Origin of the sequence: Bacillus sp. BML-BC051 (genome assembly GCF_019656175.1) — a bacterium.
Classification (GTDB): domain Bacteria; phylum Bacillota; class Bacilli; order Bacillales; family Bacillaceae_G; genus Bacillus_A; species Bacillus_A mobilis.
Genome location: NZ_BPLI01000024.1, coordinates 15998 through 31629 on the forward strand (window position 1 = coordinate 15998; position 15632 = coordinate 31629).

16 protein-coding genes and 3 pseudogenes are annotated in these 15632 nt (G+C 32.0%); 4 read left to right on the forward strand and 15 right to left on the reverse strand.

Annotated features, from left to right (window positions below; all coding sequences use genetic code 11):
* Positions 1 to 33: 33 nt before the first annotated feature.
* From K5S59_RS12425 to K5S59_RS12450, 6 genes are all read right to left on the reverse strand, one after another.
* Positions 34 to 666 (reverse strand): Vat family streptogramin A O-acetyltransferase, encoded by a 633-nt coding sequence (locus tag K5S59_RS12425; protein WP_001069215.1) that lies wholly within the window; start codon positions 664 to 666, stop codon positions 34 to 36.
* Complete coding sequence (locus K5S59_RS12430) at positions 656 to 1939, reverse strand: MFS transporter (protein ID WP_120450243.1); 1284 nt, start codon at positions 1937 to 1939, stop codon at positions 656 to 658. The genes K5S59_RS12425 and K5S59_RS12430 overlap by 11 nt, the downstream gene beginning before the upstream one ends.
* A gap of 267 nt (positions 1940 to 2206) precedes the next feature.
* Complete coding sequence (cypA, locus tag K5S59_RS12435) at positions 2207 to 3442, reverse strand: cytochrome P450 (RefSeq protein ID WP_098259288.1); 1236 nt, start codon at positions 3440 to 3442, stop codon at positions 2207 to 2209.
* Between the two features lie 158 nt (positions 3443 to 3600).
* Entirely contained in the window at positions 3601 to 4005 is a 405-nt protein-coding gene (locus K5S59_RS12440; protein ID WP_120450241.1) for a hypothetical protein, read from the reverse strand.
* A 148-nt stretch (positions 4006 to 4153) separates the two neighbouring features.
* Positions 4154 to 4465, reverse strand: a complete 312-nt coding sequence (locus K5S59_RS12445; RefSeq protein ID WP_120450239.1) for a hypothetical protein — start codon at positions 4463 to 4465, stop codon at positions 4154 to 4156.
* 146 nt (positions 4466 to 4611) lie between these two features.
* A complete protein-coding gene (locus K5S59_RS12450) occupies positions 4612 to 5613 on the reverse strand; it encodes a DUF1835 domain-containing protein (RefSeq protein WP_000565697.1) in 1002 nt (333 codons plus the stop codon).
* 205 nt (positions 5614 to 5818) lie between these two features.
* Here K5S59_RS12450 and K5S59_RS12455 point away from each other — a divergent pair, with 205 nt between their 5' ends.
* On the forward strand, positions 5819 to 6031 hold the full coding sequence (locus tag K5S59_RS12455) for a hypothetical protein (protein ID WP_000416570.1): 213 nt from the start codon (positions 5819 to 5821) through the stop codon (positions 6029 to 6031).
* A 248-nt stretch (positions 6032 to 6279) separates the two neighbouring features.
* On the opposite strand, the gene K5S59_RS12460 is transcribed toward K5S59_RS12455, so the two are convergent.
* The 5 genes and pseudogenes from K5S59_RS12460 to K5S59_RS12480 all read right to left on the reverse strand — a co-directional run.
* Entirely contained in the window at positions 6280 to 6483 is a 204-nt protein-coding gene (locus K5S59_RS12460; protein WP_000878362.1) for a hypothetical protein, read from the reverse strand.
* A gap of 139 nt (positions 6484 to 6622) precedes the next feature.
* On the reverse strand, positions 6623 to 7039 hold the full coding sequence (locus tag K5S59_RS12465; protein ID WP_098259289.1) for a DUF3995 domain-containing protein: 417 nt from the start codon (positions 7037 to 7039) through the stop codon (positions 6623 to 6625).
* Between the two features lie 127 nt (positions 7040 to 7166).
* Positions 7167 to 7940, reverse strand: coding sequence for a DUF3959 family protein (locus tag K5S59_RS12470; RefSeq protein WP_120450238.1), 774 nt, complete (start codon positions 7938 to 7940; stop codon positions 7167 to 7169).
* 209 nt (positions 7941 to 8149) lie between these two features.
* Positions 8150 to 10537 carry an RNaseH domain-containing protein gene (locus K5S59_RS12475; protein WP_120450236.1) on the reverse strand — a complete coding sequence of 796 codons (2388 nt, stop codon included), beginning with the start codon at positions 10535 to 10537 and terminating at the stop codon, positions 8150 to 8152.
* 331 nt (positions 10538 to 10868) lie between these two features.
* Positions 10869 to 11087: pseudogene (locus tag K5S59_RS12480) on the reverse strand (thiaminase II/PqqC family protein); the annotation flags it as partial.
* A gap of 376 nt (positions 11088 to 11463) precedes the next feature.
* Between K5S59_RS12480 and K5S59_RS12485 the strand changes: the two are divergent.
* The 3 genes and pseudogenes from K5S59_RS12485 (at position 11464) to K5S59_RS12495 (ending at position 13284) form a co-directional block, all read left to right on the forward strand.
* Positions 11464 to 11964, forward strand: a complete 501-nt coding sequence (locus tag K5S59_RS12485; protein ID WP_120450234.1) for a YxiF family protein — start codon at positions 11464 to 11466, stop codon at positions 11962 to 11964.
* 226 nt (positions 11965 to 12190) lie between these two features.
* A pseudogene (locus tag K5S59_RS12490) lies at positions 12191 to 12856 on the forward strand (pre-toxin TG domain-containing protein); the annotation flags it as partial.
* Complete coding sequence (locus K5S59_RS12495) at positions 12856 to 13284, forward strand: SMI1/KNR4 family protein (protein WP_001022906.1); 429 nt, start codon at positions 12856 to 12858, stop codon at positions 13282 to 13284. The pseudogene K5S59_RS12490 and the gene K5S59_RS12495, both read left to right, overlap by 1 nt.
* Positions 13285 to 13376: 92 nt before the next feature.
* Here K5S59_RS12495 and K5S59_RS12500 read toward each other — a convergent pair.
* The 4 genes and pseudogenes from K5S59_RS12500 to K5S59_RS12515 all read right to left on the reverse strand — a co-directional run.
* A pseudogene (locus K5S59_RS12500) lies at positions 13377 to 13634 on the reverse strand (GH25 family lysozyme); the annotation flags it as partial.
* Positions 13634 to 14059, reverse strand: coding sequence for a phage holin family protein (locus K5S59_RS12505; RefSeq protein ID WP_098259292.1), 426 nt, complete (start codon positions 14057 to 14059; stop codon positions 13634 to 13636). The pseudogene K5S59_RS12500 and the gene K5S59_RS12505, both read right to left, overlap by 1 nt.
* A gap of 74 nt (positions 14060 to 14133) precedes the next feature.
* Positions 14134 to 14358, reverse strand: a complete 225-nt coding sequence (locus K5S59_RS12510) for a hypothetical protein (protein ID WP_000390479.1) — start codon at positions 14356 to 14358, stop codon at positions 14134 to 14136.
* 879 nt (positions 14359 to 15237) lie between these two features.
* Entirely contained in the window at positions 15238 to 15432 is a 195-nt protein-coding gene (locus K5S59_RS12515; protein WP_080000129.1) for a hypothetical protein, read from the reverse strand.
* Between the last annotated feature and the right edge of the window lie 200 nt (positions 15433 to 15632).

The window sequence follows — 15632 nt, forward strand, 5'->3', positions numbered from 1 at the left end:
TTCGGAGGTATGATACTCTTTAGGCTGCATTTTTTATTCCCTTTTTAGCTTTCTTAATGATTCAATATCTCCTTGTACAATCGCATCTATATTTTCAGTTATTTTTTCAATGTCAAAATGCCACCATTGAATTTGCAACAATTCTTCTATTATTGTATTTATAAATCGTTCCTTTATTTTATTTGCAGGGTTACCACCGACAATTGTATATGGTGCGACGTTTCTAGTCAGAACAGATTTAGCTGCAATGATTGCACCATCCCCTATTTTTATTCCGGGCATAATCGTTGTATCCATACCTATCCAAACGTCATTTCCTATAACTGTATCACCTTTGTAGGGTAAATCAGACAAATTAGGTGTATACTTCTCCCACCCATTTCCAAATATATTAAATGGATATGCCGAAAATCCATCCATCCGATGATTCGCTCCGTTCATAATAAAGGTAACTCCATTTGCAATACTGCAAAACTTTCCAATGATAAGGCGATCTCCAAGAAATTCATAATGATGTAATACACGATCTTCAAATGTTTCTCCATCTTTCGCATCATAATATGAATAGTCTCCAACGAGTATATTAGCTTTTGTTATTGTATTTTTTATAAATTGGACATTTTCATTTCCTTCAATAGGGTACTTAACATTTGGATTAGGATTCATGTTGTACAGCACTTCCTTTACCGTTCATTTCACTTTCTACAGCTATTACTGGCTTTAAATTGTATATAGGTAAAATAAATAATAATCCAATTATAAATAGTAATGCTGTGCCTTCATACATCGTACTTAATGAGAACATTTCTTTTAATGAACCAGCAATACTCATTGTTACTACCATTGAACCGGTGAATAGTGGACTTAAAATGCCATTTACACGACCAATAAAATCAGTATCACTATTTTGAATAATGAGCGTATTAATACCTATTTGGATACATGGAAGAGCTAACCCACTAAAAAGTTGTGCTGTGAGTGTTACCCATAAATTTGTGGAATAACCTATAATACCAATGCCAATTGCCTGACCGAGCATCCCTACAATTAACATCTTTTGTGGAGCTACGTTTTTCGCAAATATCATCGCTAAAGCTCCGCCAACAATCATACCCGCGCCATTTACTGTTAGTAACCATTGTAAGCTCTCTTTTGATAGCCCTAACTGTTCAGTTACAATAAATATACCTAGCGGCTGAATTAAACCGATACCTAGTCCTGCTGCCATAAAACAAAGTCCTAACAAAGTTAATGCTTTTTTCTTTTTCACATATTTAATACCATCCAGCATCTCCTGTAATAGTGTGATTTCTTTCTTCTCATTATCATTCTCAAGATCTTTCGGAAGAAATAACAGCACAGCAGCTGCCAGTAAAAACGCAATACCTGTTATGATGATTGAAATATAAATTCCAAAACTATGAAAAATAAATGTTCCAAGAATCGGTCCTAGCACCATAAAAATCGCAAATATTGTTTGATATATAGACATCGCTAATTGGATTTGTTCCGTTGATAAATGCTGTTTAAACAATTTCATGCCAGATGGCTGAGAAAACTGTGAAAGGATTGCAGAAATAAGCGTGACAAAAAACACAATTTTCCACGTACCAAACATAAGTGTAATTAATACAGCAAATACTGAAATAGAACTTAACGTTTCACACCATATCATTGTCTTCTTCGGCTTCCACCTATCAGCAAAGGTTCCACCAATAAAGGAAAAGATGAAAATTGGAGCAAACTCAGCAACCGAAATCATTGAAATAGCAAAAGCATCACCTTTCGTCATTTCCATTACATATAGTAATACCGCAAAGTTCCGAACCCATATTCCAATTTGTAAAAATAATGCTGATGCTAAAATACCTTGCACAAAACGATTTTTCAATACTTGTGATACCCCATTGTTTTGTTTCGTTACTACATTTGTCGACATAAAAAAACCCCCTATTTCATGTTCTGAATAGGAGGCAGCACAAATCATATAAAAAGACTATATATTCGCAGAGCGAAATACATCCCTTTTCTATAAATGCACAGACTAATCCTATTCAGAAGAATATTTCGTTTTTTAACGAAGATCTCTTACAAATAGAATTAGTTGATCATTGGGATGTTTTCACCCTTCCGTTTCGAATTTAAATAACACATACATACTCTATGTAAATCATTTTCGATGTATGCATGTCTAAAAATAAATATTCTAGAATGTTAATGGTAATTCCTCTAAAGAACGCATTAAATAATTACCTTGCCATTTAATATCTTCACGATTCCCTTTTATTTGTAGTTCAGGCATTCGTTTAAACAACGTAGTAATAGCAATCTTTGCTTCCAACCTAGCAAGTGGAGCGCCTAAGCAGAAATGGCTACCATGTCCAAAGGCAATATGACGATTATTCTCCCGAGTAATATCGAATACTTCTGGGTTTTCAAATACTGTTTCATCACGGTTTGCCGAAGCTAATGCAATGACAACCATATCTCCTTTTTGGATTGTTTGGTCATGGATTTGAAAAGATTTATCTGCCCACCTTGAAGTTGTAACCTCAACCGGAGAATAATACCGTAATCCTTCTTCAATAGCTGCATCAATTAATTTTGGATTTTCTTTTAATAACTGTAATTGACTCGGATTTTCAAGAAGCGCTAATACTGTATTTGTAATTAAATTTACAGTTGTTTCGTGTCCCGCCACAATTAGTAACATTATCATTGAATATAGTTCCCGAGCGCTAAGTTTATGCCCTTCACTTTCTGCAAGTATTAAAGCACTCACCAAGTCCTCTTTTGGTTCTTGTCTTTTGACATCAACTAAATATTGGAGATATGTAATAAACTCTGATAGTTGCTTTTCGGTTTCTTTTATTTCTTCTGGCGTTTCTGGATAAGCAATAACAGCATGAGACCAAATTCTAAATTTCGCTTGATCTTCTTTCGGAATGCCGAGCATTTCACTTATTACAATAATCGGTAAAGGGAACGAGTAATCATCAACAAGATTTAATGAACCTTTGTGCTCGACTTCATTTAACAAATCATCTGCAATATCCTGTATTCTTCCTTCCAATTGTGTGATCATCTTCGGCGTAAAAGCTTTTTGTACGAGTGATCGTAAACGATTATGGTTAGGTGGATCTGAATTTAGCATGTGCGTCGTTAAATAATCACTATTGTCAACAGTAAGAAAAACATTCAATGCATCTTGAGAAAATACATTGGCCGGATCTTTTTTTAAGCGATTATCTTTTAAAAGTGGCAGAGCATCTTCATATCTCGTAATCAGCCACTCTGCACCTAATTCCGTTTTATTCACAAATAAGATAGGTTGCATTTTTCGAGATTCTTTATAAATTTCATATGCATCTTCTTTAAACTGCGCTGAAGCTAAATTAATGCCATCTTCTATTCTTCGGCCAACTTTATTTTTCATTGACATTGTATTCCCTCACTCTCATTTGTTTTTGAAAACGAACCAACATATGCATTATACTCTAATAAAAACATGAAAATTGTAAATTTTCACTCCAAATCTTACTTTGTATATTGAAAAATAAAAAGTGAGAGAGTAAAATACTTCTACCCTCTCACTCTTATTTACGCAAAACACATGAAATTACTAATTTGTTGATAGCGATAACTTACTTTACGGCGGCGACCACCTTGCCAAGTGTAACCTGAAACCCCATTTCTCCTCACTTCAGTCGGAAAGAACCATAAGTCTCTCCCGAAAGGTCCTGGACGATGTAAACGTAAAAATCCCCATCTTCCTAGACAGTTACACATCCATGATTTCATATTTCCTGGTTGTGCTGGCGAAGCAAATGTGGATGGTAACGATGGAGCTTGAGATGGTGGTGGTGACGTTGGAGCATCCTCCGCATCATCTGGTCTATAATCTTCTTGTTCCATATCTCTCACTTCATTTACAGGTTCATACCCGTAGTTTTGTGGATTATAATACATCCCTTGATCATATGGATAATTTTTCTGGTTATACATATTAATAAATCACCTACTTTTCATTCAGTACCTTTAACATTCATATGTGAAAAGCGCTCTATAGGAAGCTTATGTATAGCCCAAATTCATATAAAAGTGTTACAAAATAAAAATAGAAGAGATCTATAATAAATCTCTCCTATTTGAATTAAGTAAAGCACATATAATTACTAATTTGTTTATATTGGTAATTTACTTTAAAACGATGGCCATCTTGCCAAGTATATCCTGATACATCACACCGCCGAACTTCTGTTGGAAAAAACCATAAATCTCTCCCAAAAGTACCAGGTATATTTAACCTTAAAAATCCCCATCTTCCTAAACAATTGCACATCCGTGATCTCATTTGGCCTGTCGGTATAGGAGTAGCAAATGTAGAAGGTAAATCGGGAGGGTTAGATGGAGGTAGTAACTTTGGTGCATCATCTGATTGACATGAACAAAACTGATTGTTCAATGAACTATTCCTCCTAATTATTAGTAAACTCTATATAGTATATGAACTTTCTTTTTATATGAAACTTCCATTTAGGAAAAACTCTCTATTATCCAAACAAAAATCCCCTTCTAATTCTTTATTAGAAGAGGATTTTTGTTTAATTGCTATTTCAACTTCACACTATAAAAGCGCATTTCTTCTAATGAACCTTCAAATTCAAATACTTCTTTTTTTATTAGTTCTTTTAAGCGATATTCTAAAAATGTATCGCCAACTAATTGCTCTACAAGACCAAGTGCTTCACCAATTACTCTAGGAGCTTTTAAGAACTCTCGATCAGCACCTATACTTTTCGCGCATTTAATAATAAATTGATCAAAATAATCTTCTTGTACCGAACGCACTTCATTTTCTTTCCAAACTCTTAAAAACTCCGTACTTTTCGATAGACTATCCCACTCATGTTCAAACTGCATACGTTTCTCTACAGATAAATATGGCAATTCTACAAAACTTTTTTGAATTAGAGCTAAACTTTCAGGTGCTAACTCTCCAGTTCCACGAATATCATATTCTTGTTTTAATATTTCTTTACTTGCTTCAGACGTATTCATAACTCGAATGTTTTTCTTATCTTTTAATTGTGCAATTACAAAACTTAAGCCTACATGTTCATGTGCGTTATCTGCCTTCCAAATGGTAATTGGTGTTTCATTTGGAATTGAATGTAGAACTTCTAAAGTTTCCTTAAATCTTGGTAAATACTCTTCTTCAAAATAGCAATCATAAGAAGTTAAGTTATTTAATAACCACTCTTTTCTTGTTAATTGACCTTCATTTGTATGTAATTGATGAACCGGCCCAATTGAAAAGAATTCAGAGAATGAAACTACACTCTCCTCAAGTAATCCTTCCTGTTTCAACATATATTTTAAACAACCAGCTGTTGAATCATCAAAGGCGATATGAATGTGTATACTTTCTCTTACGTTCTTTTCCTGAGTCGCATGACTTGTCAATTGCTTAGGAATACTCGTTAAATTTTTTATCATATCTTCGTTATAATTCCCGTCTAATACATCTAATTGTATTAGAATACTTTGAAGTAAATGTTTTGCTTCATCTTCGTACATATCCTCTACAGCATTTTTAATTTTATCTATCATGTAAATCCCTCTATTCATTTCAAAACTAAAGTAGATTATAGTTTATCATTTTATTATCGTTCTTTAAAAGCTTTTTTAAGCAAAAGCATTTATTATTTAGATTGCTACAGCTAAATAAAATTCTTAATAGCTAAATAACTTTTTGTAAATCCTTTTATTTAAATGTATAATTATATAGAAAACAAAAAATATAGGAGCTATGTTTATGGAAAAAGTATTTACTAATTATAAACATTATCTAAAAAATTGGAGATTTTTATTTATTTGTATATTACCTACCATCGCCTTATTATATGTTTTTGATGTCATCTTCGAATTACTATTTCATCAAAATTTCTATTTATCTAACTTAATTTTTGCTATTATATTATTTTTAATATTTATTAACATCAAAGATATGTTTAAAATTGAAAGTTAAAGCGCTGAATAAAAAAGAGCACCCTGCAATTGGATGCTCTCATGTGATAGAGGTTTTTTCTGAGTATTAAGTAGGACACACAGGTTTTGCTCTACTAGATAATATATGCTTGTACTTATTTTATTGTGCACCTATTACACATTAAATGTATACGTATTGCTAAAAATCCCGCTCATATATTCATTGTACAATTATCATATTTATAAATAAAAAAACATCCATATGGATGTTTTTTTATTTACCGATTTTTAAGCTTCCATAAACTTAGCCGGCACACCAATTTTTTCAACTACAGAAGATATATTAGTAGGATTAATCATTACATTTTCAATACTAACTAATTTATTTTCTAATAGTCCATTCTCTGTAGTAATAAGTTCTTCAAAACGATCTAAAGTCATCGAGAATTTGTGTTCGCTTCCGCCATTCATACATACTTTTACATACTTCATAGTGTCACCGCCTTTCATAATAATCTACATTTCGATAAGGAGACGCTTACATCCTTTTTATTTACTACTAGATTTCTCACTTTTACTCCTTGCTAATTCACGTTTATTTATTTTAGAAAAAGCAGTTACTATTTTATGTTCACGTTATAATTGCTAGTAAGAACGATAAAGATAAAAATGCACAAAGTGGTATATATAAAACAGTATCCATTTTAGCAAAATACGTATCTTTTTTTCGCTTAAAGATTCCAAAATAATGAAACTCACCAATTACTCTTATAAAAAAAACAATCATACAAATCCAGGAGCCCAATTGAACGATAATATTAGGAACTTCGAAATGAACAACATTTGTTTGTTGTAATAAAATTATTGCTGCCATACTTAATAATAACGCAATGAACAATGTCATTCCTGTACCTGGTATAAACGCCTTTTCTCCAGATTTTGTTGGAATGACACTATTTGTCGCCCACTTACCTCCGAAAGCCCAGTAAACATGTAAAAAACTAACTAAAAATAATATACAGACCGAAATGTATGTAATAATAAGCATTTTGTCCTCCCATTATTTTATTTAAGTCCTCAACTTTAGAGTATGCTACAATTTCCACATTAGCAATCTATAAATTACATAAAAAAACCCTTTAATGATAAATCATTAAAGGGTTTACTAAAATATTTTATACATTATACCTATTCCTACGACGTTCCATCCTCGTTTGTCCTTGAGCAGTATCTTCTTTATATTGTTGTATTTGCTCTGTCATTTCATATGTTGCAGCTGAAGCTGGTTCTTCGTAATTATGCTCACGTATGTTTTCTGGCGTTTTTCGTTTTGATCCTTTCCCACCAAATTTAAATAATTTCATCTTAATTTTCGGTAATTTTGGAAGTGGAATCTTAAATGATAATTTTTTGCGCTTCTTTTTTTGTTGAAATAGATTTATATTTTCTTTATTATCATCCTGCTCTTTACGATGTAATAACATCGCAAGTAATCCACCTAATATAAGTCCTCCAACTAACAGTAGAAGATATAAGTAATGACTTGTCATTAAACTCGACATACGTTCAAGTATGACTAACGACTGTACTTCTTTAATATCCCAAAGTAAAGCGGCCCATAATGAGAATAAACCGAAAGTAAGTCCATATGTACGAAAACGGAATAAACATGGAATTAAAGCGATACAAGCGGCGATTTTCGCATTCCCTATTATTGAACTTGTTGAAATATCTTGATGCCAAATGACTAACAGCAGTGTTATAAATGGCGCATACGCTATCCAACTACATATACGTGAATATATTTTTTTCGCAAAATAGCTACCGAAACTAGTAAAAAATAAAAGGCCTCCGATATATAAAGATTGTTCTAGTGGGATTTGCTTCATAATTCCTGCAACTGGAAAGAGGCCGCTTAATAGCATTAATAACACATCTAATTTCTTCACAATTCCTCATTCCTTTCAAATTTCTTTTGAATCAATTCATATTGCTTTTCCATATGATGTAGATTTTGTATTTCTAAAAAATATCTTAATCCTGTATGTAAATAAAGTAAATACATAAAAGAAAAGATACATGACAAAGGATATCCTTATTTACATGAAAAAATGACAAATCCTGATCAATATAACGAGCAGGATTTGTCTACTATTATTTAAAGCAAAATAATTGAATCTTTCTTTTCTATTTTCATTATATCTACATCCAATTCATCATCAAACTCTTTAAACTCTCTTGCATCTATATCAGTCACATAGCTTTTTATTACTTTCGCCATATGCATGGAATACGGCATGTGTACATTCTTTTCCAAAAGCATACTTGAATTACAGCACATGTAATGTACCATTTTGGCAATATAATTCCTTTCTACAGCTTTTACACCCAGCGGTAAAATTTCGAGTATGTATCGCTGCAATGTTTCACTACCATTAAACGAATACTCACCAGTGCTATAATACATCCCTTTTTGATCTGTATATAAACTTGTGCCAACCGGAACATCATTACGTTCTATCACACCGTATTTTGGTGTATCAAAAGATGTATTTATTCTTATAACGTTTAAATTAGGAACCTTTAGCACATCAGGAACAATCTCCGGTAAAATATCTATATCAATATTTTTATTTTGTAACTCTTTTATCCAATGTTTTCTTAAATTCGCATCTATAATGAAATATACTTGTTCATTTTTCTCTTTTGCACGTTGTAAAATTCCCTTTAATGTTTCAAAAACAAATTGTTTAAATTGAATTCCCATATCATTTCTTTTTGAAGGCTGCGGTAAAAAGGTATTATGTTTATTTACATTTAATAATAAGCAATCAATCGTTTGCCACTCTGTATTCCCATATAATTTATATGAAATTTCTTTTCCTTTTATTTGTGAGATAATAGGTAAGAAATCAAATTTCGAGATTCGTTCAATTGATAAATTAACATATGCACAAGGTAAATTTATTTTATGCCAACTACGTTTCAAAAATCCTTTTTGTTCTAATAAACTAAGAATACAATTTATTATTGTTTTATGGGTTACACTTTGGCCTATAAATAAATTAATAAATGCTGAAATACGGTTTGTTCGTGCAAACCCTTCTCTAACGATTTGCTTTGGATCAATTTTTTCACGCCCATCACAATTTTCCATTGCGATTAACGCCAATGTCGCATCATTGCGCTCACCTGCAGTAGCATAAACCGCTTTCATAACATCCTCTATCAAATTTGTTTTGTATTTCTGACAATATTGCATTTTGTATGGATTTTGCAATACTTTTTCAATACTATATCTTACTATTTTTAACAATACTGGAGAATCTGCATTTAATACATATAATGACTCACCAATTTGAGCTAACACCATTTCACTTTCAAGTAACGCTTGTTCTACTTCCAACGATATTTTTTCAGACCATATTTCTAACGTTATAGTCTCTAATCCTTTTGGTGCAATTAAAGGGAATAATTCATTTTCATTATTTGTTGCTACCTTTTTACATTCTGGTAGTAATGTGAAATAAGAGAATTTTTGCTGGAACCCTTTAAATAGATACTCTCTTTCTTTTACTTTTATACCAGGTTTTATTTTAGTACCTTGAACTTTATATATTCTCTCATTGTATGGAAGCAACACCCTAATATTTGTTCCTAGCATATAATCTTTCGGATATTGAAGAATATGCTCTAATTCAACCTCTCCACCTATACGAAAATCATCTTTTAAATTTCTAAATATCTTAATCCATTTTATACCGGTTGTAGCCTGTTGAACTTTTAGTTTTACAAACCGTAATTTCTTTTTATTCAATGCAAATTCTGGAGTAGAAACCAATATCATGCCCCGTTTTCGTCTTAATAGCAAAGGAATATCTGGATGGTTATATTCTTGATAAAACCTCCGAATTCCTATTGAAACATTTAATAATGGAATATTTTCGCCCCCGCGCGTGATACATTCGAAACGATATACATAGGCGAAATAATCTTGAGTTTTTTCATCTTTAATAGGCTCTGACATTGCCTCACAAATATTTTGTGATCTAAGAGGAGAAAAATATATATCTTCTTCATTGATATTCTCTATTCGTACAGGTTGTTCACAAAAAATATGAGAAATTAAAGCAGGCACCCACTTAGAATATATTTCATTATCATGTAGTACTGTTAAGTTAGAAATTAAATCGTAATGCCATTCATATTTTGGCAATTCTATTAATTTATTAGGTTTCCAATCATGAATCACCTCATACCAACTTCGGAAAATATAATCAAGTTGTTCTTTTCTAATAGGTTCTTTGGATACAATCCATGGTGTATTTTCATTTAATACATATGGATTATGCTGAATAAACAATATATCAGAAAACATATCATATAATCTTTCATTCAATCGTTTCAACTTACTCGTTAATAAAAATGTCTTATAATGTATCTCTACAATATCGAGCCATTCAATAGGAAAATATATAAATGATACGCTTTCGCTTAAAAGAGGTTCTACTATATTTTCAAATGTTAACAACTTTAATTTTTCCATAAAATGATTACTTCCTTTCTTCATTTTTCTTGATCACAAAAAACTAAAGTATTATCACATAATCTATTTATTTAAAAGAACAACAAATACTACTTATTCGATTAACGTATTAATGAAATGACTCTTATAAAAGTTAAAAGAAATTATCATACATAGCCCCCTTATAAATCATAAATGTATTACATTAGAATTATACAATATATATTAAGTATTGTATTTATGATTTACAATAATTTTACAAAAGAGTATAAAAAGAGGTATTGACCATACATAAGTATAGCAATACCTCTTTTCTTTAACCTATTATATCTTTTACTTCTGTATCCACTGGTCATTTTTCTAAGGCATAAACCATCTCCCAAAATGAATATTCATATTGACTACTAATAATAAAATGCTGTTTCATTCGCTTGCGGTCAGACTCTGTCACTTTTTCAGCGATAATATCTAACCATGTAATTTGCTCTTCAACTAATGTACGGAATCAATCAGATCCGTAAATAGAAAGCCAATCATTTTAAATTGGCTCTTCTGGCTGACACTTTTTTAAACATTTATCAAATTAGTAAGTATACATTAGAAAATCCATCCATAGAATGGCTTTATTTTTCACTTCACAGCTAGAGCTACTGAAAATTATAAAGCTCATCTTGAGAGACAGGAAAAATTATTAACTAGTAATGGCTATCGTAAAGCTAGACGAAACGCTGGAATCCCAAACTCTACTTCATACCACAAACCTACACAAATCTTTGATGGAACTAGTGAACATAGGTGGGCTCTAATATTAAGAATGAAAAAGTATATATAATTGTGTATAGAGAAGATAAAATGGGAAGGGGTTCCCATTTCCATACTGCAGATGATGAAAAAGGAAGACCAATGGAAAAAAGGAAAACATTAAGAAACTAAAGGTGTGAAAAATTTTGAGTAATATGAATAAAAGCCGAATCGAAATTCTAAAAATGAAAGCAAAAAGAAACGCTAGTAGAAAAGAACTGATAGACGAACTTACTAATATTGTTACGATTTCTATGGACTCATTTATGGATGCAGAATCTAATGATTTATTTTGTAAAGAATTATTTAATACGCTAGAACAAAATTCAAACATAAAAAATTTTGGTAGCACTGATTATGAAGAAAACAGAAGACTATCAATAGCGCTGTTAAAAGAAACAGCTAAAACTATTCAATTTCCAGTTAATCAAGGAAGACTCTTTTTCTCTAAGGGTGGTAAATTTGAAGCAGTTAAGCTAAACGTTGCTGAAGTATTTGATAATTTAGAAGAATTATCAACCATATCAAGATTTCTAACTGGGTATGCTGATTTTATATTAGTTGGTGATGATTTAGAATACGGCGTATGTATCGAAAGAACGGAATATCATTATGAATTCAGTATGTGGGGAATAACAAAAATCTAAATTATAAAACAATCCACCTTCAGACGATGTAAATCCAATCCTATTGGATGAAAACAATTGGCTTGTATCTAAAAATCATCATTTAGAAGGAATTGGTATACCTACTGCTACTTTAATTCAAATGAAATAGAATAGCGTTGAAGATAGATAAAAAGGTTCTCAGTTAAGAGAACCTTTTTCACTTCATATATACATAGCTTTCTCCAGTAGAAGGTGCAATGTGTGACCTTCTACTGGAGAAAAAGGATTTAATAGCGGTAAACTAGCTCGAAATATCTCTGTTGAATTAACTGGCGAGTATGATATTAAAAGAGTTTGGGATGGAGTTGACCCTTCTACTGAAGAAAAACTGTCAACCTGGGATAGAATTTTTGCAGGCGGAATAGTCGTAGCTAGTATTACACCAGTCTGGAAACTCGCTAAAGTGGGTAAAGGGGTAAAAATGACCACTGAGGCTGTTGAGGCTACTAAAGCTGTAACCAGTACAAAACCAAATTTTGTATTATTTAATAAAATACATCGTGATTCAATGCCTAAGGACCGAGGGCCAAATAGCGGTGATTTACAATCTCATCATGGCTTACAGCATCAATAAGCAAAAGAAAATTTAGGTAAGTATGGATATGATCCAAAGCTCGCACCAACAGTAACTATTGAAACCGGAAAAGGATTACCTCACACCATTATTTCTAATACACAGAATCTAAGGCTTGATGAGCGTTTAAGTTCAGGCAATGGAAAATGGGGCTCTACTTTACAAGATGAATTAAAAAATCTAATATCTGACTTTGAACGCGCAGGATTCTCTAAAGAAAACATTTCAAAAACCTTAGAACAGCAATATAAAATGCTTGATAAATTAAAGGTAAAGTATGAAAGGATTGATTATTAATGAATATTCTAGAAAAATTAAATGATTCCTTCAAATTAGAAGCTCAGGAATCACCAGCGAGTAAAGAGGCCATTCAAGAATTACAAAAGTTCTCATCAATAGATGTACCAGTAGATTATTTAGAAGTAATCCAAAATTGTACAAATGCAGAGATTAATGTACAAAATGAACTTTACATACGTATTTTGGGTCCTACTGATTGCATAGAGATGAATGAAGCACATGATATTCAAAAATATATACCAAATTCACTGGCAATTGGTGATGACGAAGGCGGAAAAGCATTATTATATGTAGAAGGAAAAGAAGGATTCGGATTATATACAGTGGATTTTGGAGATTTAGATATTGAAGAAACAATTAAAATAGCTCCTTCATTAAAAGCATTGTTAATAGATGGTGTCGGAGTTGAGGAATTGTTGTCATAGTTAAAAGATAACAGCCGACTCATTTATATCGAGTCGGCTGTTATTTTTGATTAAGCTATCCTTTTGTTTTATTTCAAATACTCATACCATCAATCTCTACGATCAAGATAATCCTTCATCGCATTTAATTGAGCATCTGAAGTTGGATCAGCAATGGAAACAAAGCGACAAAATGCATAGTTACCAAAAGGAATGTTGTGTTGCTTCATCGCTTGTACATTTCCTTTATACAATGGATCTACGTAATTTGAGCCCTCCTGTACACGAGCAATTACAAAATCTAAATACTGTTTTGCGACTGGCCAATTAATATCTCCGTTCCATTTTGAAATGTCTACGATTTGTCCCATTATTGATCCACTCCTTTTTTCTCCGTTTGTTTTTGTTTCCCATCTAAAATTTCAACCGTATTAGTTAAAGCTGATGGTAAAGGGATTCCGATACGACCTGCATTTTCTAAAAGTGAAAGTAATTCATTCCCAATGAAGAAGAAAATCGTCGCTTCACGAATTGCACTGTTTGTTCCCATAACTGCATCAGCTTGTGTGGCTGCTGCGACCAAAAGAAAAAGCACCACCTTTTTGGCGATGCCTTTAAAACCAACTTTACTTTTTAGCTCTCCATTAATTCCTGCTGCGAATACACCGGTAATATAGTCAATTGCTGCCAAAATAACAAGAACTTTCAACGTTGTATCCCGTCCTCCCAAAAAGTATCCGCAGAAGCCACCGAATAAAACTATAAATGCTTTCAGTAATACATCCATACGATCCATCTTTTCACTCCTTATTTATAATAAAAAAGAGAGACGCTTGTCCCTCTCTTAATAAGTACTTTTATTTTTATATTTTAAATCATCCCTTTTAATATTAAACCCAAAACTGACATAGTGATTGCGCTAATAATAATTCGCAAAATCCAAGTTGTATTCATGCTAATCTTTTCTAATTGCTTATTAATTGTTGCTATGTCTTTCTCATTAATTGTTGTGCGGGTTTCTAAATTACGAATATCTCGCATGATTTCTTTTTGTTCTGCTTTTAAACTATCAATTTTCACATAAACATCTTCCAATACATTCACATCCTTTTATCATCTTAATAAAGCAATCTTTACATGATATGAGACAACCTTATTCATGGTGAATTTATCGCAGGAAATCCCATACAAAATCCGTATTTTGTGCAAAATAAAAACAGCTTACGGCTGCTCTGATTTCTCATTTATTAATTTTCGAACTAACTCTTCTAACGTTGCTATCTTGTTGTTTATAAATGTAATCTCTTATAAATAAATTATGAATCGCCTTTAAATAAGGCGATTTTTTATTTTTTAAAATCAATAACAATCACATAAAAACGTTACTATTAATCGGAAACAATAAATTTCTTAACTTGATGGTAATGGATCATTATGTTCCTTTGACGAATTACGCTTCTTTTTATGCCGTTTCTTCACTTACTCATATCTTCTATTTTATGTAACTAAGCTAAATACTTTATCACGGTCTGGACTACGCTGTCTCGCCATCTACATTTCACATGTCACCTCACGTTCAAGTTTTTATATTTTCATGAGTTCACTACTTATGCTGATTGCTAAATAAATTTTATTTAAAAATATTTCTCGTTTATTTGTTACGAACTTCCTTTTGGTTTGTATATAGCAATGTAAGATAAAAAAGAGCTAAGGGAGTCGGGACATGAACCTTAAAATCAAAACACCAAACGGATTTAAATCAGATTTTTACATTTCACCAGAATTTATTAGCACTATCGGATTATCCATCTTATATCTCCACTTAGCAGGAATCATTTGATTCTTACTTTTCTTTTTCGTTCGTTTGTTTTGTTAAACGCTAAATCCAATTGAGACTGCGCCTTTCAAATTATTAAGTATTAAAAATCTTAATAAAAAAGAGTGCTATAAAGATATGCACTCTTTTAAAAGGCTTTACCAATCTCGACGATCATCACGATCACGGTCATGATTACGTCTGCGACGACACTCATCACAATCGCAGTCACGTCTACAATGACAGTCGTTAAAATCGTTTCTTCTGCGTCTACGACCGCATCCGCAAAATACTAAATCATCCCAAAATCTATTGCAATCTCGAGAATGTCCAAAATTATTGTTGCATCCCATAGATATGATTCCCTCCTCTAAAAATAGAATTCATCATATTCTATGAATAAAAGTTGAAAACAGCTTGTTTACTAGCCTATGTTTTTTGTTTTACACTAATAATATTCCAATTTGCAAGTCTGCCTCGCCCCTTATCTTTCCTTAACAACAAACAAGACACCAACCAGATCATGGCAGCGTCTACGATAATTGATATAGGT